This window comes from Burkholderia sp. KL41 (assembly GCF_057005415.2).
Map to the genome: position 1 here is coordinate 2,131,990 of NZ_CM174446.1, position 25,349 is coordinate 2,157,338.

At 64.2% G+C, this 25,349-nt stretch carries 23 protein-coding genes; 5 read left to right on the forward strand and 18 right to left on the reverse strand.

What is annotated here, in order from left to right:
* Positions 1-141: 141 nt before the first annotated feature.
* Positions 142-1,158, reverse strand: coding sequence for a zinc-binding alcohol dehydrogenase family protein (locus PQB87_RS09950; protein ID WP_111939822.1), 1,017 nt, complete (start codon positions 1,156-1,158; stop codon positions 142-144).
* Positions 1,159-1,279: 121 nt separating this feature from the next.
* Here PQB87_RS09950 and PQB87_RS09955 point away from each other — a divergent pair, with 121 nt between their 5' ends.
* Together PQB87_RS09955 and serB are read left to right on the forward strand one after the other, a co-directional pair.
* Positions 1,280-2,221 (forward strand): LysR family transcriptional regulator, encoded by a 942-nt coding sequence (locus tag PQB87_RS09955; protein WP_111939823.1) that lies wholly within the window; start codon positions 1,280-1,282, stop codon positions 2,219-2,221.
* A gap of 201 nt (positions 2,222-2,422) precedes the next feature.
* A complete protein-coding gene (gene serB, locus PQB87_RS09960) occupies positions 2,423-3,268 on the forward strand; it encodes a phosphoserine phosphatase SerB (RefSeq protein ID WP_042975202.1) in 846 nt (281 codons plus the stop codon).
* An 87-nt stretch (positions 3,269-3,355) separates the two neighbouring features.
* On the opposite strand, the gene PQB87_RS09965 is transcribed toward serB, so the two are convergent.
* The 10 genes from PQB87_RS09965 to PQB87_RS10010 all read right to left on the reverse strand — a co-directional run bounded on the left by PQB87_RS09965 (position 3,356) and on the right by PQB87_RS10010 (position 13,512).
* Positions 3,356-4,537, reverse strand: coding sequence for a cystathionine beta-lyase (locus tag PQB87_RS09965; RefSeq protein ID WP_027787271.1), 1,182 nt, complete (start codon positions 4,535-4,537; stop codon positions 3,356-3,358).
* Between the two features lie 113 nt (positions 4,538-4,650).
* Positions 4,651-5,193 carry a hypothetical protein gene (locus PQB87_RS09970; RefSeq protein WP_059687984.1) on the reverse strand — a complete coding sequence of 181 codons (543 nt, stop codon included), beginning with the start codon at positions 5,191-5,193 and terminating at the stop codon, positions 4,651-4,653.
* A gap of 90 nt (positions 5,194-5,283) precedes the next feature.
* Complete coding sequence (locus tag PQB87_RS09975; RefSeq protein ID WP_060068414.1) at positions 5,284-6,210, reverse strand: sugar kinase; 927 nt, start codon at positions 6,208-6,210, stop codon at positions 5,284-5,286.
* 3 nt (positions 6,211-6,213) lie between these two features.
* The gene (gene rimO, locus PQB87_RS09980; RefSeq protein WP_027787268.1) at positions 6,214-7,575 is read right to left on the reverse strand and encodes a 30S ribosomal protein S12 methylthiotransferase RimO; all 1,362 of its coding nucleotides are present in this window, start codon (positions 7,573-7,575) and stop codon (positions 6,214-6,216) included.
* Between the two features lie 584 nt (positions 7,576-8,159).
* Positions 8,160-8,900, reverse strand: a complete 741-nt coding sequence (locus tag PQB87_RS09985; RefSeq protein ID WP_111939824.1) for an alanyl-tRNA editing protein — start codon at positions 8,898-8,900, stop codon at positions 8,160-8,162.
* Positions 8,901-8,957: 57 nt separating this feature from the next.
* On the reverse strand, positions 8,958-9,623 hold the full coding sequence (locus PQB87_RS09990; protein ID WP_111939910.1) for a serine O-acetyltransferase: 666 nt from the start codon (positions 9,621-9,623) through the stop codon (positions 8,958-8,960).
* A 103-nt stretch (positions 9,624-9,726) separates the two neighbouring features.
* Positions 9,727-10,641: a PLP-dependent cysteine synthase family protein gene (locus PQB87_RS09995; protein ID WP_111939825.1), complete on the reverse strand. Its 915-nt coding sequence runs from the start codon at positions 10,639-10,641 to the stop codon at positions 9,727-9,729.
* Positions 10,642-10,659: 18 nt separating this feature from the next.
* Positions 10,660-12,078 carry a molybdopterin-synthase adenylyltransferase MoeB gene (gene moeB / locus PQB87_RS10000; RefSeq protein ID WP_220091925.1) on the reverse strand — a complete coding sequence of 473 codons (1,419 nt, stop codon included), beginning with the start codon at positions 12,076-12,078 and terminating at the stop codon, positions 10,660-10,662.
* A gap of 27 nt (positions 12,079-12,105) precedes the next feature.
* The gene (locus tag PQB87_RS10005; RefSeq protein ID WP_208450212.1) at positions 12,106-12,543 is read right to left on the reverse strand and encodes a M67 family metallopeptidase; all 438 of its coding nucleotides are present in this window, start codon (positions 12,541-12,543) and stop codon (positions 12,106-12,108) included.
* A gap of 6 nt (positions 12,544-12,549) precedes the next feature.
* The gene (locus PQB87_RS10010) at positions 12,550-13,512 is read right to left on the reverse strand and encodes a DMT family transporter (RefSeq protein WP_228395600.1); all 963 of its coding nucleotides are present in this window, start codon (positions 13,510-13,512) and stop codon (positions 12,550-12,552) included.
* Positions 13,513-13,577: 65 nt separating this feature from the next.
* Here PQB87_RS10010 and PQB87_RS10015 point away from each other — a divergent pair, with 65 nt between their 5' ends.
* Both PQB87_RS10015 and PQB87_RS10020 read left to right on the forward strand, forming a co-directional pair.
* Positions 13,578-15,008 (forward strand): aminotransferase-like domain-containing protein, encoded by a 1,431-nt coding sequence (locus PQB87_RS10015; protein WP_111939826.1) that lies wholly within the window; start codon positions 13,578-13,580, stop codon positions 15,006-15,008.
* Positions 15,009-15,674: 666 nt separating this feature from the next.
* Entirely contained in the window at positions 15,675-15,926 is a 252-nt protein-coding gene (locus PQB87_RS10020; protein WP_059687961.1) for a hypothetical protein, read from the forward strand.
* Between the two features lie 130 nt (positions 15,927-16,056).
* Here PQB87_RS10020 and PQB87_RS10025 read toward each other — a convergent pair whose 3' ends face one another.
* The 7 genes from PQB87_RS10025 to PQB87_RS10055 form a co-directional block, all read right to left on the reverse strand.
* Positions 16,057-17,001, reverse strand: a complete 945-nt coding sequence (locus PQB87_RS10025) for a lysozyme inhibitor LprI family protein (protein ID WP_233344610.1) — start codon at positions 16,999-17,001, stop codon at positions 16,057-16,059.
* Between the two features lie 313 nt (positions 17,002-17,314).
* Positions 17,315-17,881, reverse strand: coding sequence for a polyhydroxyalkanoate synthesis repressor PhaR (phaR, locus tag PQB87_RS10030; protein WP_011549704.1), 567 nt, complete (start codon positions 17,879-17,881; stop codon positions 17,315-17,317).
* A gap of 119 nt (positions 17,882-18,000) precedes the next feature.
* Positions 18,001-18,741, reverse strand: a complete 741-nt coding sequence (locus PQB87_RS10035) for a 3-ketoacyl-ACP reductase (RefSeq protein WP_006491801.1) — start codon at positions 18,739-18,741, stop codon at positions 18,001-18,003.
* Positions 18,742-18,875: 134 nt separating this feature from the next.
* The gene (locus PQB87_RS10040; protein WP_489241613.1) at positions 18,876-20,057 is read right to left on the reverse strand and encodes an acetyl-CoA C-acetyltransferase; all 1,182 of its coding nucleotides are present in this window, start codon (positions 20,055-20,057) and stop codon (positions 18,876-18,878) included.
* Positions 20,058-20,157: 100 nt separating this feature from the next.
* Entirely contained in the window at positions 20,158-22,023 is a 1,866-nt protein-coding gene (locus PQB87_RS10045; RefSeq protein WP_042977626.1) for a PHA/PHB synthase family protein, read from the reverse strand.
* Between the two features lie 359 nt (positions 22,024-22,382).
* Positions 22,383-23,234, reverse strand: a complete 852-nt coding sequence (pgeF, locus tag PQB87_RS10050) for a peptidoglycan editing factor PgeF (protein WP_059687426.1) — start codon at positions 23,232-23,234, stop codon at positions 22,383-22,385.
* 6 nt (positions 23,235-23,240) lie between these two features.
* Positions 23,241-24,449, reverse strand: a complete 1,209-nt coding sequence (locus PQB87_RS10055) for an RluA family pseudouridine synthase (RefSeq protein WP_042977625.1) — start codon at positions 24,447-24,449, stop codon at positions 23,241-23,243.
* 41 nt (positions 24,450-24,490) lie between these two features.
* Here PQB87_RS10055 and PQB87_RS10060 point away from each other — a divergent pair, with 41 nt between their 5' ends.
* Entirely contained in the window at positions 24,491-25,315 is an 825-nt protein-coding gene (locus PQB87_RS10060; protein WP_021163132.1) for an outer membrane protein assembly factor BamD, read from the forward strand.
* Positions 25,316-25,349 lie beyond the last annotated feature (34 nt).

A 25,349-nucleotide genomic window follows, 5' to 3' on the forward strand; every position in this document is an offset into this window, starting at 1 on the left:
CGGCGGCACGCGCGTGCCGCGCGGTTTTCGATGCATGATGCGCTGCCAGTCTACCGCCAAGCGGCATGCCGTGCGCCGCAAACGCATCGGGTGTTACCCCGCTTGCGTTCGCGGCGCCGCAACCTTACGCGCGATGCCGGCTCAGAAGCCGCTCAGCACGAGCTTGCCGATCGCGCGCCCGGCCTCGAGCAGCTGATGCGCGCGCCGCACGTTCGCGGCATTGATCGTGCCGAGCTGTTCGCCGAGCGTGGTGCGCAGCGTGCCGCCGTCGACGAGCCGCGCGACTTCGCCGAGGATCCGGTGCTGCTCGATCATGTCCGGCGTCTCGAACATCGCACGCGTGAACATGAACTCCCAGTGAAACGCCGCACTTTTCGCCTTCAGCAGTTCGACCGGCACCGGCTTGTCGTTCTCGACGATCGTGCAAATGCCGCCCTGCGGCCGGATTACCTCCGCAGCGGCGGGGAAATGACGATCCGTATCGTTGAAAATCAGCACGTAGTCGACGCTCGGATGCCCGGCCTCGCGCAACTGCACAGGCAAGTCGTCGAAATGGTCGACCACCGCATCCGCGCCCAGCGCGCGCACCCATTCGGCCGACGCCGGCCGCGACGCGGTCGCGATCACGTGCAGCTTGCCGAGCGCCTTCGCGAGCTGGATCGCGATCGAGCCCACGCCACCCGCGCCGCCGATGATCAGCACCGATTTGCCGGCGTCCGCACCCTGCGGCGACACGTGCAGCCGGTCGAACAGCGCCTCCCACGCTGTCAGTGCGGTGAGCGGCAGCGCGGCCGCCGCGGCGAAATCGAGCGTACGCGGCTTCAGCGCGGCGATCCGCTCGTCGACCGTATGGAATTCGCTGTTCGCGCCGGGCCGCGTGATGCTGCCCGCATAGAACACTTCGTCGCCGGGCCGGAACAACGTGACGTCGGCACCGACCGCGACCACCGTGCCGGCCGCATCCCAGCCGAGCACGCGCGGCGTGTCCTCGACCTGCGGCTTCGGCGCGCGCACCTTGGTGTCCACCGGGTTCACGGAAATCGCCTCGACCTTCACGAGCAGGTCGCGCGGGCCCGGCACGGGCTGCGGCAGCTCCACGTCGAGCAAGGCTTGCGGATCGTCGATCGGCAGGTAACGGGTCAGTCCAACGGCCTTCATCACGAAACTCCTTCTGGAAACCTGGGGGCCGCGGCGCAGCCCCATGAACATCATCGTAGGCAACCCGATCATTCGAGAAAACCGCTATATTTCCTGAAACATTTTCAGGAAATTCAGAATAATGGCCTCCGATCCGATTCCGGCCCCCGACAAGCCGCTCGACCTGCTCGACGTCGCGCTGTTCGTTCGCGCGGCCCTGCTCGCGAACGTCACCGCGGCCGGGCGCGAATTCGGCGTGTCGGCCGCGGTCGCGAGCGCGCGCATCGCACAACTCGAGCGTCAGCTCGGCGCACGGCTGCTGCACCGCACCACGCGCCGTATCAGCCTCACGCAGGACGGCGAGGTATTCATGGCGCACGCCGACACGCTGCTGTCGGCCGCCGACGCCGCGCGCGCATCGGTCGGCCACGGCCGCACCGAGCCGTACGGGCGGCTGAAGGTGTCGATGTCGTCGTCGTTCGGCCGGCAGCATGTTGCGCCGGTGATTCCCGCATTCCTGCGCCGCTATCCGTCCGTGTCGCTCGACCTGCGGCTGTCGGACGAGATCGTCGACCTGGTCGACGACGGCTACGACGTCGCGATCCGCCTCGGCGCGCTGAAGGATTCGACGCTCGTCGCGCGCAAGCTTGCCGCCAACCGCCGCGTGCTGTGCTGCTCGCCCGCGTATCTCGCCGGGCACGGCACGCCGCGCCATCCGGCCGACCTGGCGCAGCACGAATGCGTGATCCTCGGCGACCAGCGCGACTGGTCGTTCACGACGCCGCAAGGCCCGCTGACCGTGCGGGTCGGCGGCCGGCTCGTCGCGAGCAATGGCGAGGCGATCCGCGAAGCGCTGGTCGACGGCTTCGGGATCGCGATCAAGTCGACCTGGGACGTCGGCCCGCTGCTCGCGAGCGGCACGCTCGTCACGATACTCGACGACTATCCGTTCGCCGACGACGTCGCGATCTGGGCCGTCTACCCGAGCCGCACACACGTGCCGCTGAAGACGCTCGCGTTCATCGCGTTCCTGGCCGAGCATTTCGGCGATCCACCGTACTGGGATCGCGCGGACGGGCGATAGGTGCCTTCGTTCGGTTCGCGCCGCGGGCGTACCGGCTCGAGTCGGGCCGCGGGATTCGTCCCTGCCGCGACCGCCCGGCCCGGCCAACCGGCTACAATGGCGCGTTCGCGACGCAATGGCCCGCAGTCGAACGGGGCCACGCACGCAGACGGCCGCCCATTGGCCGCGCACGCTTTTCATCCGTCTCCCAACCATCCCGTCATGACCCACAACCTCGTCATCCAGAGCCTTGCGCCGCTGTCGGACGCCCATCACAAACCGCTGCTCGCGCTGTCGCGCGGCACCCGCATCGTGCAGACCGACGATCATGCGCTGCGCATCGAAGACGCGAGCCCGGCACAGCGCCTCGACATCGACGCGTACTGCGGCACGCACGCGCTCGACTTCGCGTTCGTCGAGGCCGGCCGCACGCTCGCCGATTTCGGGCTCGCCGTGATGGACATGGATTCGACGCTGATCACGATCGAATGCATCGACGAGATCGCCGATTTCTGCGGGTTGAAAACGCAGGTCGCCGAGATCACCGAAGCGTCGATGCGCGGCGAGATCCGCGACTTCAACGAAAGCCTCACGCGCCGCGTCGCGCTGCTGGCCGGGCTCGACGCGCACGCGCTCGAACGCGTATACGAGGAACGGCTGCAACTGACGCCGGGCGCCGAGACGATGCTGGCCGGCGTGAAGGCCGCCGGCATGAAGACGCTGCTCGTGTCGGGCGGCTTCACGTTCTTCACCGAGCGGCTGAAGGCGCGCCTCGGCCTCGACTACGCGCATGCGAACACGCTCGAGATCGTCGACGGCAAGCTGACCGGCAAGGTGCTCGGCGAGATCGTCAACGCCGACGTGAAGGCCCGCCTGCTGCGCGAGACGTGCGCGTCGCTCGGCCTCGAGCCGAGCCGCGCGATCGCGATGGGCGACGGGTCGAACGACCTGAAGATGATGGCCGAAGCCGGGCTGTCGGTCGCGTACCACGCGAAACCCGTCGTGCGCGACGCGGCGACGGTCGCGTTCGATCACGTCGGCCTCGACGGGCTGCTGCGGCTGTTCTGATCCTGCCGCGCGTCAAATGAAAAACGCCGGCGCGATGTTGCATCGCGCCGGCGTTTTGTCGTGCCGGGGAACCTGACCGGCCGGCGATCAGCCGAGTGCGGCCTGCATCGCGCGTTCGATGTCCGCGCGCAGGTCGGCTTCGTCTTCCAGGCCGACATAAAAACGCACCAGCGTGCCGCGATGCGGCCAGTCCGGACGCATCGACGCGACGTCGTAAGGCATCGCAAGGCTGCATGCGCCGCCCCAGCTCCAGCCGATCGCGAACAGTTCGAGCGACTCGACGAAGCGGTCGACCTGCTCCGCGCTGTAGCGTTCGTCGAACACCACCGAGAACAGCCCGCCCGCGCCGGTGAAATCGCGCATGAACGACGCGTGCCCCGGGCAATCGGCCATCTGCGGATGCAGCACCGACGCAATCTCCGGCCGCGCCTTCAGCCATTGCGCCAGCGCGAGCGCGCTCTTGCCGTGCGCGTCGAAGCGCACCTGCATGCTCGGCAGGCTGCGCAGCACGAGCGAGCAATCGTCGACCGACACGCCGATCCCGCAGCGCATCCGTGCGAGCTTCAGCTTCGCCTGCAGGTCGGCGCTCGCGGTGATCGTCGCGCCCATCAGCACGTCGCTGCCGCCCGACTGGTACTTGGTCAGCGCCTGCACCGAGATGTCGACGCCGTGCTCGAACGGCTTGAACGCGAGCCCGGCCGAAAAGGTGTTGTCGATCGCGGTGACGATGCCGCGCGCCTTCGCGGCCGCCGTGATCGCCTGGACGTCGGGCACTTCCATCGTCACCGAGCCGGGCGCCTCGATCCAGATCAGCCGCGTGTTCGGCTGGATCAGGTCGGCGATGCCGGCACCGACGAGCGGATCGTAGTAGCGCGCGGTGATGCCGAAATCCTTCGCGAGCCAGTTGCCGAAATCGGCGTTCGGCCCGTACACGTTGTGCGGAATCAGCACGTCGTCGCCGGCTTTCACGATCCCGAAGTAGACGTTCATGATCGCCGCGAGGCCCGACGGCTGCAGCAGCGCATGCGTGCCGCCCTCGATCTCGGCAAGCCGCTGCGCGAGCGCGAGCGACGTCGGCGTCGAATGCAGCCCGTAACGCCACTGGTTGTCGTTGTGCCAGACGAGCGCACGCATCGTCGCGAGATCGGGAAACACGACCGTCGACGCGCGCGCGACCGGCGGCACGAACGAACGGAAACCTTCCGGGATCACGTCGTCGGGTTGAACGATGCGGGTTTGCAGCGCGCGCTTGGGAGTGGATGCAGTCATGACAGGAAGCCGGGCACGAGGCCGTTCGGTTGCGGAATAAGTCGCCAGATTAGCCAAAATCGGCACGATTGGCCCGGTACAATGCGCGCCGCGCGCGCCGAGCCAGCGCGGGTTCAGTTGTCGGTGCGCAGGTTGACGACGCCGCCCACCGTCTCGATTTCCTGCACGCGGCCGTCGCGCACCTGCAGCGCCGCGCGCTTGCCCGGCGCGAGACGCAGCACGACGGGCTGCGGATCCGACTCGTCCGAGTTCATCCGGTCGGCCTTCAGGGTGCCCGTCGCGTCGAAGCGGCCGATCCACACGCCCGTGATGTTCGTGCCGTCGTTCGATTCCTCGATTTCAAGCGTGTCGCCGTCGCGATCGCCCGCGAGCAGTACGACCTCGCCCGTATCGGCGAACTGGTATTCGCCGTGCACGCCTTCCTCGTCCGTCTTCGGGCCGAGATGCACGACGATCGGGCGGTCGCCGAGCGTGCCTTCGTAGCGCGGCAGGCGGGCAAACTCCGGATTCGGCTTCAGCGGCCGCGCCGGTGCCGGTTCGTCCTGCTGCACGCCCGGCGCGACAGCCTGCGCCGCGACCACGCCCGGCATCGCCGTGCCCGCCGCCAGTGCGCCCGCGACGACGAGCGCCCGTTGCCATTGCGAATATCGACCCACCTTGTGTTGCTCCTTGCTTCAGATTCGCTCGTAAATTGCGGCGATGCGCTGGCCGTCATACGGGGCCGCGGCCGGCGCGCGTATTGCGCATCAGCCTTGCATCAGGCGCTCCACCGCCTCGCGCTGCGGAATCGGCGCGACCGCACCGTAGCCCGTCGTCGACAATGCCGCCGCGGCGTTCGCATAACGCGCCGCCGCGAACGGATCGTCGCCCGCGACGATCCGCGCGACGAAGGCACCGCCGAAGCAGTCGCCCGCGCCCGTCGCGTCGACGGCTTCGACCGCGAAGCCCGGCACGACGCGCCGCTCGTTCGGCGTCGCCACGTAGGCGCCGTCCTTGCCGAGCTTCAGCGCAACGACCTGCGGCCCGTGTTCGAGCATCGCGTCGACGATCGCGTCGCGATCGTTCGCGCCCGTGATTGCCGTCACGTCGTCCCAGCTGGGCAGGCAGATATCCGTCTGGCGCAGCGCCTCGCGCATCACCGCGCGGGCGCGCGGCAGCGGCCACAGCTTCAGGCGCAGGTTCGTGTCGAAGCTGACCTTCGCACCGTTGCGGCGCGCGTGGTCGATCGCCGCGAACGCGGCGTCGCACGCAGCCGTGCTGATCGCGAGGCTGATGCCGGACAGGTGCACGGCCTTCGCGGCGGCCAGTGCGTCGAGCGGCAGGTCGCCTGCCGCATAGCGGCTCGCCGCCGAGCCCGCACGCAGATAGTCGAACTGGTGGCCGTCGGCGCCGTGCGTGACGAAATACACGCCGGTCGGCGCCGTGCGATCGATCCGCACGTACGTCGTGTCGACGCGTTCCGCACGCCACATGTCGGCCAGCAGCCGGCCGAACGGATCGTCGCCGATCGCCGACACGAAACCCGTCGACGCGCCCTGGCGCGCCGCGGCGATGCAGAAGTTCGACGTGTCGCCGCCGAAGCCCTGCAGGAATTCAGGCCGGCCCGGCTGCGACTGGTTGAACTCGATCATCGCTTCGCCGAGCGCGAGGATCTCCGGGAATGCGGCGGCCATCGCTTACACCTCGCCCCACAGATCGTGGCCGTCGGCGCCCGTGATCTTCACGGACACGAAATCGCCGACCTTGTAGCGCTTCGAGGCCTTCGCCGCCGGCTCGACATAGACCACGCCGTCGATCTCCGGCGCATCGGCCGCCGTGCGGCCGATCCCGCCTTCCTCGCTGACTTCGTCGATCAGCACCTTGAGGGTCTTGCCGACCTTGCGCTGAATGCGGTTCGCCGACACTTCCTCGGCGACTTCCATGAAGCGTGCACGACGCTCCTCGCGAACCTCATCCGGCAGCGCGCCGTCGAGTTCGTTTGCCGTCGCGCCTTCGACCGGCGAATACGCGAAGCAGCCGACGCGATCGAGTTCCGCCTCGCGGATGAAGTCGAGCAGCGTTTCGAACTGCTCTTCCGTCTCGCCGGGGAAGCCCGCGATGAACGTGCTGCGGATCGTCAGGTCCGGGCAGATCTCGCGCCACTTCTGTACGCGCTCGAGCACCTTCTCGGCGTTCGCCGGACGCTTCATGCGCTTCAGCACTTCCGGATGCGCGTGCTGGAACGGCACGTCGAGATACGGCAGCACGTGGCCCTTGAACGGACCTTCGGCCATCAGCGGAATCACTTCGTCGACGCTCGGGTACGGGTACACGTAGTGCAGGCGCACCCATGCGCCGTACTGTGCCGCGAGTTCGCCGAGCGCGGCGACCAGGTCGGTCATGCGCGTCTTGATCGGCTTGCCGTTCCAGAAGCCCGTGCGGTACTTCACGTCGACGCCGTACGCGCTCGTGTCCTGCGAGATCACGAGCAGTTCCTTCACGCCCGACTTGAACAGGTTCTCGGCTTCCAGCATCACTTCGGCGACCGGACGCGACACGAGATCGCCGCGCATCGACGGGATGATGCAGAACGTGCAGCGATGGTTGCAGCCTTCGGAGATCTTCAGGTACGCGTAGTGGCGCGGCGTGAGCTTGATGCCGGCCGCCGGCACAAGGTCGGTGAACGGGTCGTGTGGCTTCGGCAGGTGCGAATGCACGGCCTGCATCACTTCGCCCACCGCGTGCGGGCCGGTGACGGCGAGCACCTTCGGATGGACTTCCTCGATCAGGTTCGAGCCGCTGGCGCTCGACTTCGCGCCGAGACAGCCGGTGACGATCACCTTGCCGTTCTCGGTCAGCGCTTCGCCGATCGCGTCGAGGCTTTCCTGCACGGCTTCGTCGATGAAGCCGCAGGTGTTCACGACGACGAGGTCGGCGCCGTCGTAGGTGCCGGAGATTTCATAACCTTCGGCACGCAGTTGCGTGATGATCTGTTCGGAATCGACGAGGGCTTTCGGGCACCCGAGGGATACGAACCCTACTTTGGGGGATTGGGACATCTGGAATGTGGGGGCGTGGCAGCAAAAGCGTGAGTTTACAGCGATTTAGGGTCCAGCAGCCTAAAACGAGCGGCTGGGGACGGCGCAGGCTTTCAACTCGGATACACCGTGCGGCGGATAGCCAAGTGCGAGACGGCATGTGATGCAGCCCTTTCACTTCGGAACAGCGGGGCATGCGCTTGCCGTCAGCACCACGTCCGGAAAGGGGGGCTCGTCGTGCGTCGGCCGGCAGATCGGCATTGGTCAGATGCTGGACGGCTCTGTACTGATCGTTCAGGACCTGGACCGCTCGAGTCGAGCCGCCCCCAATTCCGGCGCTGGCGCAGCCCGCGCAGATCGCCGATACCGGGATTACGGTCATCACGTGATCAACCAACCATGCGGGCGGTAGCCAAAGCGGTTTTCCGACGGTCTGAGTAAGCAATGCCCGGTCGACTCTGCACCCCTGACACCAATCCAGGCGCACGCCATGAAGCCCTCAACCTCGCCGCCACTGGGCTATTGGCAACCACATCGCTGCCGGTGATGGCGGCCTTACGTCTTCACCGCCCCGGTTCACCCGGTTCGCGGCGTACCCGTCGCGCCTACACGCCCTCTTTGAACCCGATCACGACTCGCCGCGTACGCGAGGATTTCTTTTCCATCTTCTGTACACAAACAGCGCCGACTTCGGCGGTATTCGCGACATGCGTTCCTCCGCACGGCTGCAGATCGATACCATCGATAGTCACGACGCGTACCGTGCCGTGTCCTGCCGGGGGCATCACGCTCACCGTGCGGACCCACTCAGGATTGGCTCGCAACTCTGCGTCGGTCACGACATCGCTACGCACGGACTTAGCGGCGGAGACCAGCTCATCCAACGCCCGATCGATGTCCGTCCGGGACAACGGATCGCTGGTCACGAAGTCCAGACGCGCATAGTCCGACGTAATGCTGCACCCATCGACCGCATAGGGCAGCACGCCACACATCAAATGAGCCGCGGTGTGGAAACGCATGAGTCGATATCGGCGCTCCCAATCGATATCGAGTGTCACCATATCGCCCGGGGCCAAGCGAGCAAGTACCGCCTCTTGCCCCGACACTGGAATATGGACGACATCGTCGGGATGAGCGTTCGCTTGTGCTGGCTTGCGTGCGTCAGCGATCGTCAATCGCATGCCGTCAGCCAACGTCATGGTGCCAGTATCACCGAGTTGGCCGCCACCATGCGGATAAAATACGGTGCGATCCAGTATCACCCCTGCCTCGCCGATCTGGACGATTCGTGCTTCGCAACTGCGGAGATAGGCATTGGTTCGAAACAGTGCTTCTGTAGGCATAAAGAGCTTCTCGCAACTTACGTCCGGTAATTTTTCCGGTCATCGTAGAAGGTGAACTTAGATAATCGCTGCTCTCGATTTACTATCGAGCGCTCGCCCGCGTGTCACTTGCAACACCGACCGCACCGTAACGACCGACCCCGCCGACACGTCGTCCTTGATGACGCAATGTGGACCGATCAACACATCGTCTCCGACAGTGACGTTGCCGAAGATCCTGGCGAAGGCGCCCACCTCAACACGATTGCCCAACGTGGGATGACGCTTTCCTGCCGGGTTGGCGGATATTCCCGTGGCACCGAGCACCACCCCTCCGAGGATGTAGCAATCGTCTCCGATCTGCGTCGTTTCGCCGATCACCGTGCCATATCCATGATCGAGCACAAGCCGATGCCCGATCATGCTTCGCGGATGAATCTCCGCGCCTGACAGCATGCGTCCTCGTGCAGACACCAACAGCACGGCGGCGTCCAACTCGGCAGGCATACCGCGCTGGCCGTCCAACATGCCCGAAATTGCACGAGCAAGGCGATAGTGCAAGACAGCCTTGTACGACAAGTACCCATAGGCGATCGCCTTCGCTTCGCCACGCGCCGCAGGATCTTTCTGCGCGAACGCCATGAGGTCTTCCGTTGCAGCCCAAACGGCCGCTTCGAACGGCTGAGACTGCTCCAACCAATCGACAGTCGATGGCGAGCAGCATTCCATGAGCGCTGCGCGCATGTGGTTCCGTACTATGTCTTTCATCGTTTAATAACCACATGGATGTGGTTTCCAGTGTCCTTTACGTCGCGAACGCAAATCGACACGATCTCGCAATCTGAAACTACTGGAAATAGGACAGGTAAGAATCCACATCGTCGTAAATCATCGTCAACACATCGGCCCGAGGCTTGAGCATCGTCGCCAACTTCGATACGGCCACGAGGTTCGCTGCTGACGATATGCCAAGACTGATGGCGTCACGCCGCATGACCTGCGAGACCATCGCGAGACACTCGTCCCTGGATACGCGGATCATGCCATCGAGTACCGAGAGATTCAGCACATCCGGCACGATTCCAATCGAGAGCCCTTGGATATCATGAGGCGCATGCTTGCCGCGCAAAAGGTCGCATTGTTCTGGTTCCACGCCGAAAACCTGGAAGCCGGGACGCCACTGCTTCAGTACCTCGCCTATCCCGGTGATATGGCCGCCGGTACCGATACCACCGACGAATGCATCCAGTGAATAGTCGGCGAATTCGTCGATGATTTCTCTGGCGGTGGCTTGCCGATGCGCGTCCGGGTTGGCCGGATTTCGTTGTTGATTAAGCATCACGTAATCCGGATGCTCCAGCTGCATCTCCATCGCTTTCTCGCCGTGCGAATTGTTGCCTCGGCGGCTATCCGATAGAACGACTGTCGCGCCGTACATTTCCAGCAGGCGGCGCTTCTCCGGACTGTAGTTGTCGGGAATGACCAGTATGACCTTGTATCCGAGCACGTTGCCGATCATGGCCAAGCCGATCCCCGTATTGCCACCGCTCGGCTCCAGAATGGTTTGACCACGCCCGCGAACCAGCCGCCCCTTGTGCTCGGCGTCAAGCACCATACCGAGCGCGATCCGCGCCTTGTGGCTTCGCCCCGGGTTAAATGACTCAAGTTTGGCGTACACGGAGAGCCCCGTGTCAGCGGACACGCTGGCAAGTCGCACGATCGGCGTCTTACCGATCAGGTCAAGGATCGAATCGAAGATCATCGGTACCCAAGGCCTCCTTCAATACATCGGCATATCGCGCTCGACGTCCTTCGCCCAGCGTCTAATTCCGCCGTCAAGCACCTGAACCTTCGCGAATCCTGATGCCAGCATCGAGGACGCCGCGCGTTCCGCACGCGTACCCGCATAGCACACCACGACATACCGCTCCGAGCGCTGCAGTCCCCCGAGGTGTTCGTCCAACTCGGACAGCGGAATATGCAACGCTCCCGGCAGACGACATACCTCCAACTCGTTGGCGTCGCGCACATCGATGAGCCGTACACCTGAGGCTCCCGCATGCATCAGTACATCAAGCTCGGCGGGTGCGATGTAGCAATGCGGCTCCATTCGTGTCGCAGCCACTCCGCTGGTTTGGCACACAGCGGCATCGTCATCAATATCGACTCGCGCCCCACTGGAACACGTAGGACAATCATCTCGCCGCTCGAACGCCACTTCCGAGAATGCCATGCCGAGCGCATCGAAGCGTAGAAGCCTTCCAGAGAGCGGTTTACCCAAGCCCATGATCAGCTTGATCGCCTCCGTTGCCTGCAGGAGTCCTATAACGCCAGGCAGAACACCGATCACGCCACCTGCATTGCAGCTCGGGGCCAATTCCGGAGGAGGACTCTTCGGGAAAAGACAGCGATAGCAAGGCCCACCTGCCAAATTGAACACGCTTACCTGTCCGTCGAAGCGATACAGCGCGCCGTAGATTAACGGCTTCGCCTGGCGTGCACATGCTTCGTTGACAACGTAGCGGGATGTAAAGTTGTCCGTGCCGTCGATAACAACGTCATACTGCTCGATCAGGTCATAGGCGTTGCTCTTGTCGACCGCGTAAGCATGCGTCCTGATGTCGATGTGCGGATTCAGATCAAGCAGCCGCCTCTTGGCGGAATCGACCTTGTGGACACCAATCGTTTGATGCCCGTGAACGATCTGCCGCTGAAGATTGCTTACTTCCACGATATCGAAATCAACCAGACCGATCGTACCGATCCCTGCGGCTGCCAGGTACAGTGAAATAGGTGAACCGAGGCCGCCGGTGCCGATAATCAACACCCGCGCCTTCTTCAGCCGCGCCTGGCCTTCACGGCCGACACCCGGCAAGGTGATGTGACGAACGTAGCGCTGCACTTCTGCATTGGTCAGCTTATTGACATCGACGCCACCCGATGTCGCCAGCATGATCTCGATCTCGTCCCGACTTTCCAGTGGCGCGTCGAGATCGACCAGGCTTCCTGCGGCTGTCACCAGAAAATGCTCCTTGAAATGCCCATTGGCATAGAACAGGTGCGACCGAAGCACCGGGTGTCGTTCGCAAATATCGAACATCACCTCGCGCGGTGTGTGGCCTCGCCCCGTCAGGCGCGTGGTATTCAACTTGGCGACGCGCCCGAGTATTTCGGGGAAAATCACTGCTCGCTCATCCATGACCTGCTGCTCCTTCGTAACTCCAAATCAAACAACAAATTCACGCGCCGTCACAAACTGCCCGTTGCGCCATTCAAATAGCTTGGCGCCCTTTGCCTTTCCCGCTTTCACATCCACCACCAGGTACTGCACCGGATAGATCGGTTGCCCGTCGTACAGCGCTTTATCGATGTCCTCACGGCTGAAGTACGCACCGACGTCCGGATGAGAGTGATAGATGACAGCCACCGGATTGTCGGTGCGAAAGCTGTTGTTCAACAGAACGGTATCGGCTACGGAGAAGGTGTATCCGTAGTTGGCGATGCGCTGATACACCTCCGGACTACGTGCATGCAGTTCATCCTGGATGTTCACCCCCTCATGCACTTGTCCATCGAAATGCACAAAACCACAGCACTCCTTCGGATAGGTTTGCTCGGCGTGCTGATAGACCATTGCCAGGTTCCGTTCGTTGAGTGGATACACGTTGACTTACCTCCTTCGCGCCCACAACGTTTCGATAGGCAATTTCGTAATCGCAAAGCCCGCCAGAAGCAGCGCCGAATAGACGAGCAATTCGCGTGATACCGGCACGTTCTCGTACCACGCACCAATCAGCACGGCGAACACCGGAAAGATGATGAACACGAACGAAAGGATCACCGGACTAAGGCGTTTGAGCAGAAAGAAATACACGATGAATCCACCGACCGATGCAGCAAGGCCGAGGTAAAGCAGTGCGCCCCAGGAGCGCGACGTGATCTGGGCCAAGTCGGGGTGCTCCACGACCAAGCCGGCAAGAAAGAGACCCGCCCCAGCGATCCCAATAGGCAACGTATTGAATGTAATGACACTGAGCACACTTCCGCGCTGCTTGGTGATCACGTAACAAAGCGCATGCATGATGGCCGCGACGAGGATGGCGACAACACCGAACAACTCACCGTAGCCGAGATGCAGCCCTTGAGAATGGATGATCATCGCCAGACTGCCGAAACCAACAGCGATGCCCACGACCTGCGAAATGAATACCCGCTCCCGCAGGAACGCGGCCGAGAAAATCAGGATGAACACAGGCATGCTGCTGAACAACAGTGCCGTCAGTCCTGACGACACGTAGAGCTCCCCATAGTTGAGCAGGTAATACGGCGCTCCGAAATAACACAGCGTGACGAAAACGAAGAAGCCGGACTGATGACGGGGAAAGCGGATCGGCTCTCGCCGAACGAGCGCGAACAACACGAACAACGGAAACGCCAGCAGGAAGCGAAGCCCCGCGGCAGTCAGCGGCGGCACGCTCTCCACCGCGATTTTGATACCCAGCCAGGTCGTGCCCCAACTCAGACAGACGATCAGAAAAAGCACTGCCGTCACCAACCCGGCCAGCCTGTCCCGCACCGAGGGCTGTTCATTAATCGAGATTGACATCGCATCAATACACCAGAATGAATTCATTATGAGATAATTGCCTTGCGATTTTCATACAAAGCACTGAAATCACAGGTTAAATTGGGGCAAATATGACTGTCAAAACAAATATTGACACCATGTCAATCATTGGAAATGCACTCGCAAATGGGCAGGGCCCCAAGTACCTGCGTCTTGCACTTGCGCTGCAGAGCGCCATTCAGTCCGGTGCGATCGCACAAGGCACCAAGTTGCCACCTCACCGTGTCTTCGCAGACGCCTTAGCGGTCACGCCTGGCACCGTCAGCCGGGCCTACTCTGAGTTGGAGCGGCTTGGGCTAGTGGTGGCCCGAGTGGGCGACGGCACCTACGTGCACTCGCGCGAACAGGAGCGGGGGCGCGACGCCGGCTTCCGCAACTTCGTCGACGCGCCCGCCCTGTGCCACGACATGAGCCGCAACATGCATATTCCCGGACAGGAGGCAGCGCTGTTGGCTCGCGATCTCGCGCAACTGTCGCAGTCACCTCGTGCACTCCAGGAACTGATGCTCTACACGCCGGATGCGGGCTTGCCGCATCATCGACAGGCCGGCGCACGTTGGCTTGCACACGGGGAATTTGCGCCGTCCGCCGATCAAGTGCTTTGCGTCAACGGTAGCCAGCATGGCTTGCTCTGCGCGCTGATGGCCTTGGTACGTCCGGGCGACACGCTCGTCACTGAGCAACTCACTTACCCGGGCCTCGCCGGCCTAGCGCGATTCCTGGGTATCAAGCTGATCGATATCGCGATGGACGACGAGGGATTGGTGCCCGAATCGCTCGAAGACGCCTGCCGGGCCAACCGGGTGACCGCCATGTATTGCACGCCAACGATCCAGAACCCGACGACAGCGGTCATGTCCCCAGCACGCCGCCACGCCATTGCATCAATCTGTCGCGAACACAACCTCATGGTGATCGAGGACGAGACGCACGGGGTCTTGATGGAGGACCGCCCGTTGCCGTTGAGCTACTTCGCGCCTGAGCGCAGTATCCTTATCAGCAGCCTGAGCAAAGCCGTAGCGGCAGGTCTGCGCGCCGGCTTCCTTCACGTGCCGGCTCCCTTGGTGAGTCGCCAGGCCGCAGCCATTCGCGCCAGTTCGTGGATGGCGGCGCCGCTGGGCCTGGAGATCGCCAGTCGTTGGATCGAAGACGGCACGGCCCGCGCGTTACTGCGTCAACAGATCGCCGAAATCGAACGCCGCAAGGCGTTGGTCAGCGATCTCCTCGAAGGCTTGAATTATCGGACGCACGATCACAGCCCGCACTTCTGGATCGAAGTACCCGCCCCTTGGCGGTCGGCGGAAGTCGAGCACCACTTGCGACAACGCCATCACCTCATCAGCATCGCCGAGGCTTTCAGTGTCGGCCGCGGTGCCGTACCGCACTTCGTGCGCGCGAGCGTTAGCAACGCGTCTGGTGGCGAAGCGAAGCTGCTGGAGGGATTCGAATGCCTCGGGGAAGTTTTGCGCGGGGGCGTGCAACCTTCGCAAACCCCGTTGTAGGTCACGCCTGCGGAGCGCCCACGCACCCCACACCACCTCGTGAAACTATATTCACCCGCCTCGGAAACCTGCAGCCAGCGACTCGACACCAGGCTCGTGTCGCCTAGCTCGGCCAACATCAGGTTTAGCTTTCCTGAATTTTTGTCACGCACAGTGAACAAATACACTTTCTGCAAACTTCCGCCGAGTCCTGGCGGGTTTATCAGGAATAGAAAAGATCACCATAGTGACCTTTTTTGAGAAAGACAAACCAAGCGTGACCCAGACTGCACCCGCCGCAAGGAAAGCCGTCAAGCCCCCTCGCCTTTACAACGTCGGGATCGGTTTTTTTATTGCCTCAAGCGCACCCGAGGGATACAAACCCGACTTTGGGGATTGGAACATCTGGCGTGTGGGGGCGTGGTAGCAAAAGCGTGGGACTACAGCAATTTTTCGGTCAGCGAACCCAAACCGGCGGTTCCGACGCTACGAACCTCGACGTCAATGTGCGCGCTCTCGCGGGCGCCCCGAGTCAACAGGCGAACCAGATCCGTCCCTTCCGGGAGACGCGACGATATGACGGGCACGATCGTGCAAACGCCACCGCGCCGGAATCGCCCCGAAACGGCCCCGTCACTATGCGAAAATCGCAGCGTCCGCTCTCTTCAATTACCCAACGGGGTTCGCATGACCACCCACATCACGATCGAATTCACCGAGCACGCAGCAGAAGCCATCGGCGAACAAACCAGCACCAGCTTTTCCTACGATCAAGGCGCGCACGTGCCGCAGCCCGGCGACTTCGTCGAACTCGAGAATTCGCGGCAGACGTTTCTCGTGATCGGCCGCGTGTTCTCACTCAAGGCCAACTACAGCGCCGTCAAGCTCGTGCTCGACCTTCCTCCGCACGACGACGAGCAAGGATTCCCGGCGCTGTAAAGCAATCCGGGCCGGTACCGTCGGCGTTGCCGCCGGCGATCGCACGCGTCCGGCCCGCGTTGCGTGAAATCACTCGAGCGACGAGATCGTAAAAAAGCCCGCCGGAGCAGGGTTCGATCCAACCCTGCACTCACGGAAACATCGCCGCAGTCAAACACCGCTCGAACCACATCGCATCGTCGCCATCGCCGATCGGCCACATTTCGGCATCGAGTTGCGGCAAACCGGTTGCCGGCGCGGGCGCACGCTTATCGTCACCGGACGCCCCCGCACGCATCCACCCCGATTGCACCCCCCCGTTATCGCACGCATGCCCATGCGCCTGCGCCTCGCAGAACGCAACCGGGCGCACCTTCCCGCCGTCTGCCGCGCCCACCGACCGGTACTGATAAACCGCGCCGGTCGCCCAGTCCTCGCTCTGGCTGCAGACCCGCGCACGATGCTGCACATGGACAGCACCGAAACACGCATAGGAAACGTGCGCGCCACTTGCATCGTCGGGAATGAAATCGCAGTTTGCATCGAAACCGGTGAGCGGGCCGCCCGTGTAATTCGCGAGCCACTTGCGCTCGGCCAGTGCACGAGCGATCAACCCTTTGTCCGATCGATCGGCCAACACGGCGGTGCGCCGATCGATGGCCTTGCGCACTTCGTCGACGGCCAGCAGATGGCCTTCGTAATCGGCGTCGAGACGGTTGTTGCGTGCGTCGATCCAGCGGCGCTGGCCGCGCACCAGCATGTCGCGGATCGCCGTGTCCGGCGCGGCCTTCAGTGCGCCCGAGTACGCCGCGTTCATGCGCGCGTCGGCCGCGCGCAGCATGGAGTTCGCGCAGATGCGCTTCTCGATCGGCTGGACGGCTTTCGCGCAATCCATCGCAAAGCCCGGCAAGGCCAGGCCGACGCCCATCACGAACATCGCAACAAGACCGGTCAGCCTGCCGGTCGATGCCGTTCGAATCCCTCGCATGTTCTCTCTCAGTCGGTTTGTTTTTCTCGGCCGCCCCGCGTCGACGCGGCATCGCACATCTCGCCGTGCGCAGGAACCGCTACCGCGTTCGCCAGAGGCGGCTTCCACGCAGCGCCGTGCAGCGCCGCTTATGGTACGACACGCGAGCGCCCGCGCGGACACGAACGCGCACCGTCAGGCTCGGCGCGTCCCGGCTTTCATTCGTATGGACTGGATCTCGATCGACTGGAGAGCGACGATGCCCGCGCGTACCGGGCACGGGCATTCGGTACCGACGATCCTGGACGACCGTCGGCGATTTCTTCCGGCAGGCGGCAACCGCGCATCGTCGTGCCCGAATGCACGACGGCGATCGACCGCCCTGCTTCGCGGCGCCGACGCCCGACGGCTCGCGCCGCCGCGGCCGGCCTGCCGCGAATCGCTACTTCTTCTCCGGCTCCGGCGCACCCGGCTGCTTGAACGGGAACGTGCTGAACATCGACTTCGCCTGGTTCTGCATCTGCTCCTGCATCTGCACGAACATGTTCTTCGACTGCTCGATGTAGCTGGTCATCATCCCTTGCATCATCGGCGCCTGCATGTTCATGAACTGCGACCAGACTTCCGGATTCATCGCGTTGCCTTCGTACAGGTTCTTCGATTGATCCGCGAGCTTGTTCTGGATGTCGATGAACGCCTGGATGTTCTTTTCCAGGTACGTGCCCATCATGCCCTGCATCGCATGACCGTAGAAACGGATGATCTGCGACAGCATCGACGACGAGAACATCGGCACGCCACCGCTTTCCTCTTCGAGGATGATCTGCAGGAGAATGCTGCGCGTCAGGTCTTCGTTGGATTTCGCGTCGACGACCTTGAAATCCTCCTGCTCCAGCACGAGCTGCTTCACGTCGGTCAGCGTAATGTACGTGCTTGTCTCTGTATCGTAGAGCCGGCGGTTCGGGTACTTCTTGATGAGCCGTTCGGCCGTCTTCTTTGTAGTAGTCATGTAACGCCTTTGAGTGCAGCGTAGCGCAAGTGACGAATCCCCGCCGCCCGAATCCGGGAGGCGGGGGCCTTCGGAAAACGCCCGGCTGCGCGGCCACCCGGCCCGCGCAACCCGGACGCTCAGCCCATGTGCAGGCCGCCGTTCAGCGAGAAGTCGGCGCCGGTCGCGAAACCGGAATCGTTCGACGCAAGCCACGCGACGATCGAGCCGATTTCCTCGGGGCCGCCAAGACGCCGCACCGGGATCGTCGCGACGATCTTCTCGAGCACGTCGGGGCGGATCGCCTTCACCATGTCGGTACCGATGTAGCCCGGCGACACGGTATTGACCGTCACGCCCTTCGTCGCGACTTCCTGTGCGAGCGACATCGTGAAGCCGTGGATACCGGCCTTCGCGGTCGAATAGTTGGTCTGGCCGAATTGCCCTTTCTGGCCGTTCACCGACGAAATGTTGATGATGCGGCCCCAGCCACGTTCGACCATCCCGTCGATCACCTGCTTCGTCACGTTGAACAGGCTCGTCAGGTTGGTGTCGATCACGGCGGTCCAGTCTTCGTGCGTCATCTTGCGGAACACGACGTCGCGCGTGATGCCCGCGTTGTTGACCAGCACGTCGATCTCGCCGACTTCAGCCTTGACCTTGTCGAACGCTTCCTTGGTCGAGTCCCAGTCGCCGACGTTGCCTTCCGATGCGATGAAATCGTACCCGAGCGCCTTCTGGTCCTCGAGCCATTTCACCCGGCGCGGCGAGTTCGGGCCGCAGCCTGCGACCACCTTGAAGCCGTCTTTCGACAGGCGCTGGCAGATGCTGGTGCCGATGCCGCCCATCCCGCCCGTTACGTACGCAATTCGCTGAGACATAAATCTCACTCCATTTTTTGGTTTCGAGAGCTGCCGGAGCCCCCTCTGACTTCACGTGACGCCGGCCGAAGCCGCAATCGGCCGGCGCACGGATTCGGTTCGCCGGTGGCGAACGGCCGATTACGAACGGCCTGTTACGGACGCTCGACCGCGAGCGCGACGCCCATCCCGCCGCCGATGCACAGCGACGCCAGCCCGCGCTTCGCGTCGCGTTTCTGCATTTCGTGCAGCAGCGTCACCAGGATCCGGCAGCCCGACGCGCCGATCGGGTGACCGATCGCGATCGCCCCGCCGTTCACGTTCACCTTCGACGTGTCCCAGCCCATCTGCTTGTGCACCGCCAGCGCCTGCGCCGCGAACGCCTCGTTGATCTCCATCAGGTCCAGGTCGCCCAGCGTCCAGCCCGCGCGCTCCAGGCACCGGCGCGATGCCGGCACCGGGCCCATCCCCATCACGCTCGGATCGACACCCGCGTTCGCGTATGCCTTGATCTTCGCCAGCGGCGTCAGACCCAGCGCCGCCGCCTTCTGCGCCGACATCACCAGCACCGCCGCCGCGCCGTCGTTCAGCCCCGACGCGTTCGCCGCCGTCACCGAGCCGTCCTTCGAGAACGCCGGCTTCAGCCCCGCCAGCGACTCCGCCGTCACGCCATGTCGCACGAACTCGTCGGTCGCGAACTGCAGCGGCTCGCCCTTGCGTTGCGGGATCGACACCGGCACGATCTCGTCGTTGAAGCGCCCGGCCTTCTGCGCGGCTTCCGCCTTGTTCTGCGACAGCGCCGCGAATGCGTCCTGCTCTTCGCGCGTGATCCCGTATTCCTTCGCGACGTTCTCCGCCGTGATGCCCATGTGGTACTGGTTGTACACGTCCCACAGGCCGTCGACGATCATCGTGTCGACCAGCTTCGCATCGCCCATCCGGAAGCCGTCACGCGAGCCCGGCAGCACGTGCGGCGACGCGCTCATGTTCTCCTGGCCGCCCGCGATCACGATGTCCGCGTCGCCCGCGACGATCGCGTTCGCCGCCAGCATCACGGCCTTCAGGCCCGAGCCGCACACCTTGTTGATCGTCATCCCCGGCACTGCCGTCGGCAGCCCCGCCTTGATCAGCGACTGCCGCGCCGGGTTCTGGCCCGAGCCGGCCGTCAGCACCTGGCCCATGATCACTTCGCTCACCTGCTCGGGCTTCACGCCCGCGCGCTCCAGCACCGCGCGGATCACCGTCGCGCCCAGTTCGGGCGCCGCAATCTTCGCAAGCGAACCGCCGAATTTGCCGACCGCGGTCCGCGCGGCCGATACGATCACTACGTCCGTCATTTCCCTTTCCTCCAGGCCCGCACGACACGGCGCATCGCTACCGGCCCTGTTAAAAAAAACTGCGGTGCATCGGACAGCGTGCGCCGCTGTCCGTCTTTCGTCAATCGCGCTGCAATACGTACCGGCCCGGCGCCGGCTCGATCACCGGGAACTGTGCGGAACCGGGCTGGGCGGGCGGCGCCACCTTGCGGCCGCCGTACTGGTCGAGCCACTCGACCCAGGTCGTCCACCAGCTTCCCGGATGCTCGGTTGCACCGGCAAACCAGTCGTCCGCCGATTCGGGCAGGTCGCTGTCGTTGATCCAGTAGCTGCGCTTCTTCTTCGCCGGCGGATTGATCACGCCCGCGATGTGCCCCGACGCGCCGAGCACGAACTTCAGCGGGCCCGACAGGATCGACGTCGACGCATAGGCCGTCTGCCACGGCACGATGTGATCCTCGCGCGAGCCGTAGATGAAGGTCGGCACGTCGATCAGCGTCAGGTCGACCGATTCGCCGCACACGGTCAACGCGCCCGGCTCGCGCAACTTGTTCTCGAGATAGGTATTGCGCAGGTACCACGCGTACATCGGGCCCGGCAGGCTCGTCGAATCGCCGTTCCAGTACAGCAGGTCGAACGGCGCCGGCGTGCGGCCCTTCAGGTAGTTGTCGACGACGTAGTTCCACACGAGGTCGTTCGGCCGCAGGAACGAGAACGTGTTCGCGAACTCGACGCCGCGCATCAGCCCCGGCTGCGTGCCGTTCTTGCCGCCGATGGTCTGCTCGCGCATCTGCACGTGCGCCTCGTCGACGAACACGTCGAGGATGCCGGTGTCGCTGAAGTCGAGCATCGCGGTGAGCAGCGTCATCGACGCGACCGGATGTTCGCCGCGCGCGGCGAGCACCGCGAGCGCAGTCGCGAGCATCGTGCCGCCGACGCAGAAGCCGAGCGTGTTGATCTGCTCGCGGCCGCTCACCTGCTGCACGGCGTCGATCGCCGCGAGCAGCCCTTCGTTCATGTAGTCGTCCCACGTCTTGTGCGCGACCGATGCGTCCGCGTTGCGCCACGACACGAGGAACACCTGATGGCCGTTCGACAGCGCATGCGCGACGAGCGAATTCTCGGGCTGCAGGTCGAGGATGTAGAACTTGTTGATGCACGGCGGGACGATCAGCAGCGGCCGCTCGAACACCTTGTCCGTCTTCGGCGTGTACTGGATCAGCTGGATCAGGTCGTTCTCGTAGACGACCGCACCTTCAGTACACCCGAGGTTCTTGCCGACCACGAACTGCGATTCGTCGGTCTGCGAAATCTTGCCGCGCTGCAGGTCGCCGAGCAGGTTCATCATCCCCTGCCGCAGGCTTTCGCCCTGCGTCTCGAGAATCGATTTCTGTGCGTCGGGATTGAGTGCGAGGAAGTTGCTCGGCGCGGCGGCGGCCGTCCACTGCTGGACCGTGAAACGAATGCGCTCGCGCGTCTTCGGATCGGTCTGAAGCGCGTCGGCCAGTTCCTGCAGATAGCGCGCGTTGAGCAGATACCAGGCCGCCGCGAACGCATGCGCCGGCGACGCCTTCCATGCATCGCCGCTGAAGCGGCGGTCCTTCAGTTCGGGCGACTCGAGCTTCGCGGCGGCGGCCTGCTGCATCAGTGCCATGCAATCGCGCGCGTAGTCGGCCTGCAACGCCTGAAGCCGCTCGGGGGGAATCGCGGCAGCCGGCAGCTTCAGCCCGGCGAACGGCGACGCCATCGCGCCGAAATCGGGCATCGACGGCACCTGGAACGGAAACGAGGTCGGAAACTGGAATGTCGCGAACGGATTCACGGTGGCCGACGCAGTCGCGGCACGTGCCGGATCCGCAAAACCGCGCCACGCGTTCAACCACGACTCGAACATCTGCTGCATCGGCTGGGCGGCCGGATCGAAACCAATGCTGCCCGAGGAAGTGCCCGCCTCAGCGGACGTCGACGATTTTTTCGATGCTGTCATTACCTGCCTTACCGGTGATTCGTGAGCGTCTATCGTGAAATCCTGCTCGCGCGCGGCATGCCGGCTGCGAGCCGGGCCGTCATGCTCTGGAGAGGCGTCTCCAGATTCTGCCGCAGTGCGGTATTTTTATCATTATCGTTTTCCCCATGTGAAGCGCCATATCAAACCGCTGAACAATTCCGCACGGAGATAATCCTCGCGCAACAGGCGGGACAAGGGTTCCGGCGAAACATAAAACATTTTGATTGACTTGACTTCGCATTTTTCATTCAGCCGCGCACGTAACGCGGCATGGCCGCTGCAAAATCGAGATAACCCGATTTTGCAGCGCGACAAATTCCGCGCCCATGCGCATCCCGTCAATCCGCCAGCCAGATCGCCGCCGCCATGCGGCCCGTCACGCGGTCGCGCCGGTACGAATAGAAGCGCGCCTGTTCGGTGACCGTGCAGGCCGTCCCGCCGCTCACGTGCGCCACGCCCGCACGGGCAAGACGCAAGCGCGCGAGCGCGTAGAGATCGGCCAGGAACTTGCCGGGCGCGCCATCGATCGCGACGAACGCAAGCCGGGTTTCATCATGCTCCGACTGCGGGGCCGTGTCGAGAAACGCGTCACGCACGTCGGCGCCGACCTCGAACGCCCGCGGGCCGATCGCCGGCCCGAGGTAAGCATGAAGCGCGTCCGTCGCACCGCCCGCGAGCGCCGCGACCCGCGCCGCCGTCTGTTCGACGATGCCGGCCGCGAGCCCGCGCCAGCCCGCATGCGCGGCGCCGACGGCGCGGCCCTGCGTGTCGCACAGCAGCACGGGCAGGCAATCGGCGACCATCACGACGCAGACGGCACCGGCACGGTCGGTGACACTCGCGTCGGCCTGCACCGGCGCGACCGCCGCGTTTGTCGCCGCGTCTGCCGCCGCGATCACCTCGTCCGCGCGCACGATCTGCGCGCCGTGAACCTGCTCGAGCCACGCGGCGCTCGACTGGCCAGCCAGCGCGAGCAGGCGCGCGCGATTCCCGGCGACATGAGCCGGATCGTCACCGGTATGCAGGCCGAGATTCATCCCGCCCGGCAGAGCTTCCGCGCCCTGCCAGCGCCCGTACGGGCCTTCGCTCACCCCGCCGTCGCGCGTCGTGATCAGCGCGCGCACGCGCGGCGACACCTGCCAGTCGGGCTGTACGCAGTCCTGCCACGTCAACGGCGCCAGGTTCGTCATCGGCACTCACTCCTCCTCATCGTCCAGGTACGGCTCATCGTCGTGATACTCGCCGCCGAAATCGTCATCGTCGTAGACACCGTCATCGTCGTCGAATTCCTCGTCGCCCTGCCCGAAACCGAGCGCCGCGACGAGGGCGTTCATGTCGTCCGGCAGCGGGCAGCGCCACTGCATCGCCTTGCCCGTGACCGGGTGCACGAGACCGAGCCGCCATGCATGCAGCGCCTGCCGCGCGAAACCGTCCGGCAACGGCGCGACCGAGCGCTTGCCGCGCGCGCGCCCGTACACGGGGTCACCGAGCAGCGGGTGGCCGGCATGCGCGCAGTGCACGCGGATCTGGTGCGTGCGGCCGGTCTCGAGATCGCACTGGATCGCCGAAACCGGCTGACGTTGCCACAGGCATGTGTCAACCGTGCGGAAATGCGTGCGCGCGGGCTTGCCCGATGCGCCGGTGACGACGGCCATGCGCGTGCGTTCGCGCGGATCGCGGCCGATCGGCGCATCGATCGTGCCCTCCTCGGGCATCGTGCCCCACACGAGCGCGAAATAGCGGCGCTTCACCGTGCGGGCCTGCAACTGGCGCACGAGGTCCGTCTGCGCGGCCAGTGTACGCGCCACCACCATCAGGCCCGATGTCTCCTTGTCGAGCCGGTGGACGATCCCCGCGCGCGGCAGGCCGGCCGCCGCGTCGCCATAGCGATGCAGCAGCCCGTTGAGGATCGTGCCGCTCCAGTTGCCGGCGGCCGGATGCACGACGAGGCCGGCCGGCTTGTTGATGACCACGAGCGCGTCGTCCTCGTAGATCACGTCGAGCGGCACCGGTTCCGGCGTAAAGGCGAGCTGCTCGGGGAGCAGGTCGGGCACGAGCTCGATCCTGGCGCCGAGCGGCACCGGCTGGCGGATCTTCGCCGGCGCGCCGTCGACGAGCACGCGCTGCGCCTCGATCCAGCTCTGCAGGCGGCTGCGCGAGAATTCAGGGAACAGTTGGGCGAGCGCCTTGTCGAGGCGCTCACCCGCGAGCGACAGCGGCACTTCGACGACGCGCGGCGCGTCGTCGGCCGCCGCGGACGGCACGACGGGCGCCTGCATGGCGTCGCCGGCCAGATCGTCATCGAGGGAATCCCCCGACGCAGCGTCGGCGGGCCGATCGCTTGGGCTATAATCTTCGCGATTTGGTGTGCCCGGCTGGGCATTCTGCGAACTTGAACGGGTCATTTAGACTGGGTCACCGAGACTTGAAGCTAGGACATGCGAGCATGATGAATTCGACCAAACGCACGGCCAGAACCGTCGCCGCCCGGGCTGCGGCGGTAGCGGCCGCGGCCCTCATCGCCGGCTGCCACGGCTTGCCGCAGAAGCAGGACGAGACGGCTACCTGGTCGAACAACAAATTATACTCAGAGGCCCAGGACGCACTGTCCGGCGGCGACTGGGGCAAGTGCGCGAAATATTTCGAATCGCTGCAAGGTCGCGATCCGTTCGGCCACTTCGCACAACAGGCGCAGATCAACGTTGCGTACTGCAACTGGAAGGACAACGAAGCGGCCGCCGCCGACCAGGCCGTCGATCGCTTCATCCAGCTCCACCCGGATCATCCGGATATCCCTTACGCGTACTACCTGAAGGGGATGATCCACTTCAACGACGATCTCGGCCTGTTCGGCCGGTTCTCCGGCCAGGACATGAGCGAGCGCGATCCGCAGGCACTGCGTGAATCGTACGATGCGTTCAAGGTTGTCGTCGACCGCTTCCCGAAGAGCAAGTACGCGCCCGACGCCGCCGCGCGGATGCGCTACATCGTCAACGCGCTCGCGTCGCACGAAGTGCATGCGGCCGACTACTACTACCGGCGTGGCGCCTACGTCGCGGCCATCAACCGTGCGCAGCTCGCGATCAAGGACTACAAGGGCGCCCCGGCGATCGAGGACGCGCTGCACATCATGATCCTGTCGTACGGCAAGCTGAACCAGCCGCAACTCGCCGAGGACACGAAGCGCGTGCTCGCAGGCACGTTCCCGGACAGCCCGTACGTCACGGGTCACTCGCGCCCCGGCGCGAAGAAGTCGTGGTGGCAGTTCTGACGAAAGCACCATGCAGCGCCCGCTGCACGAACAA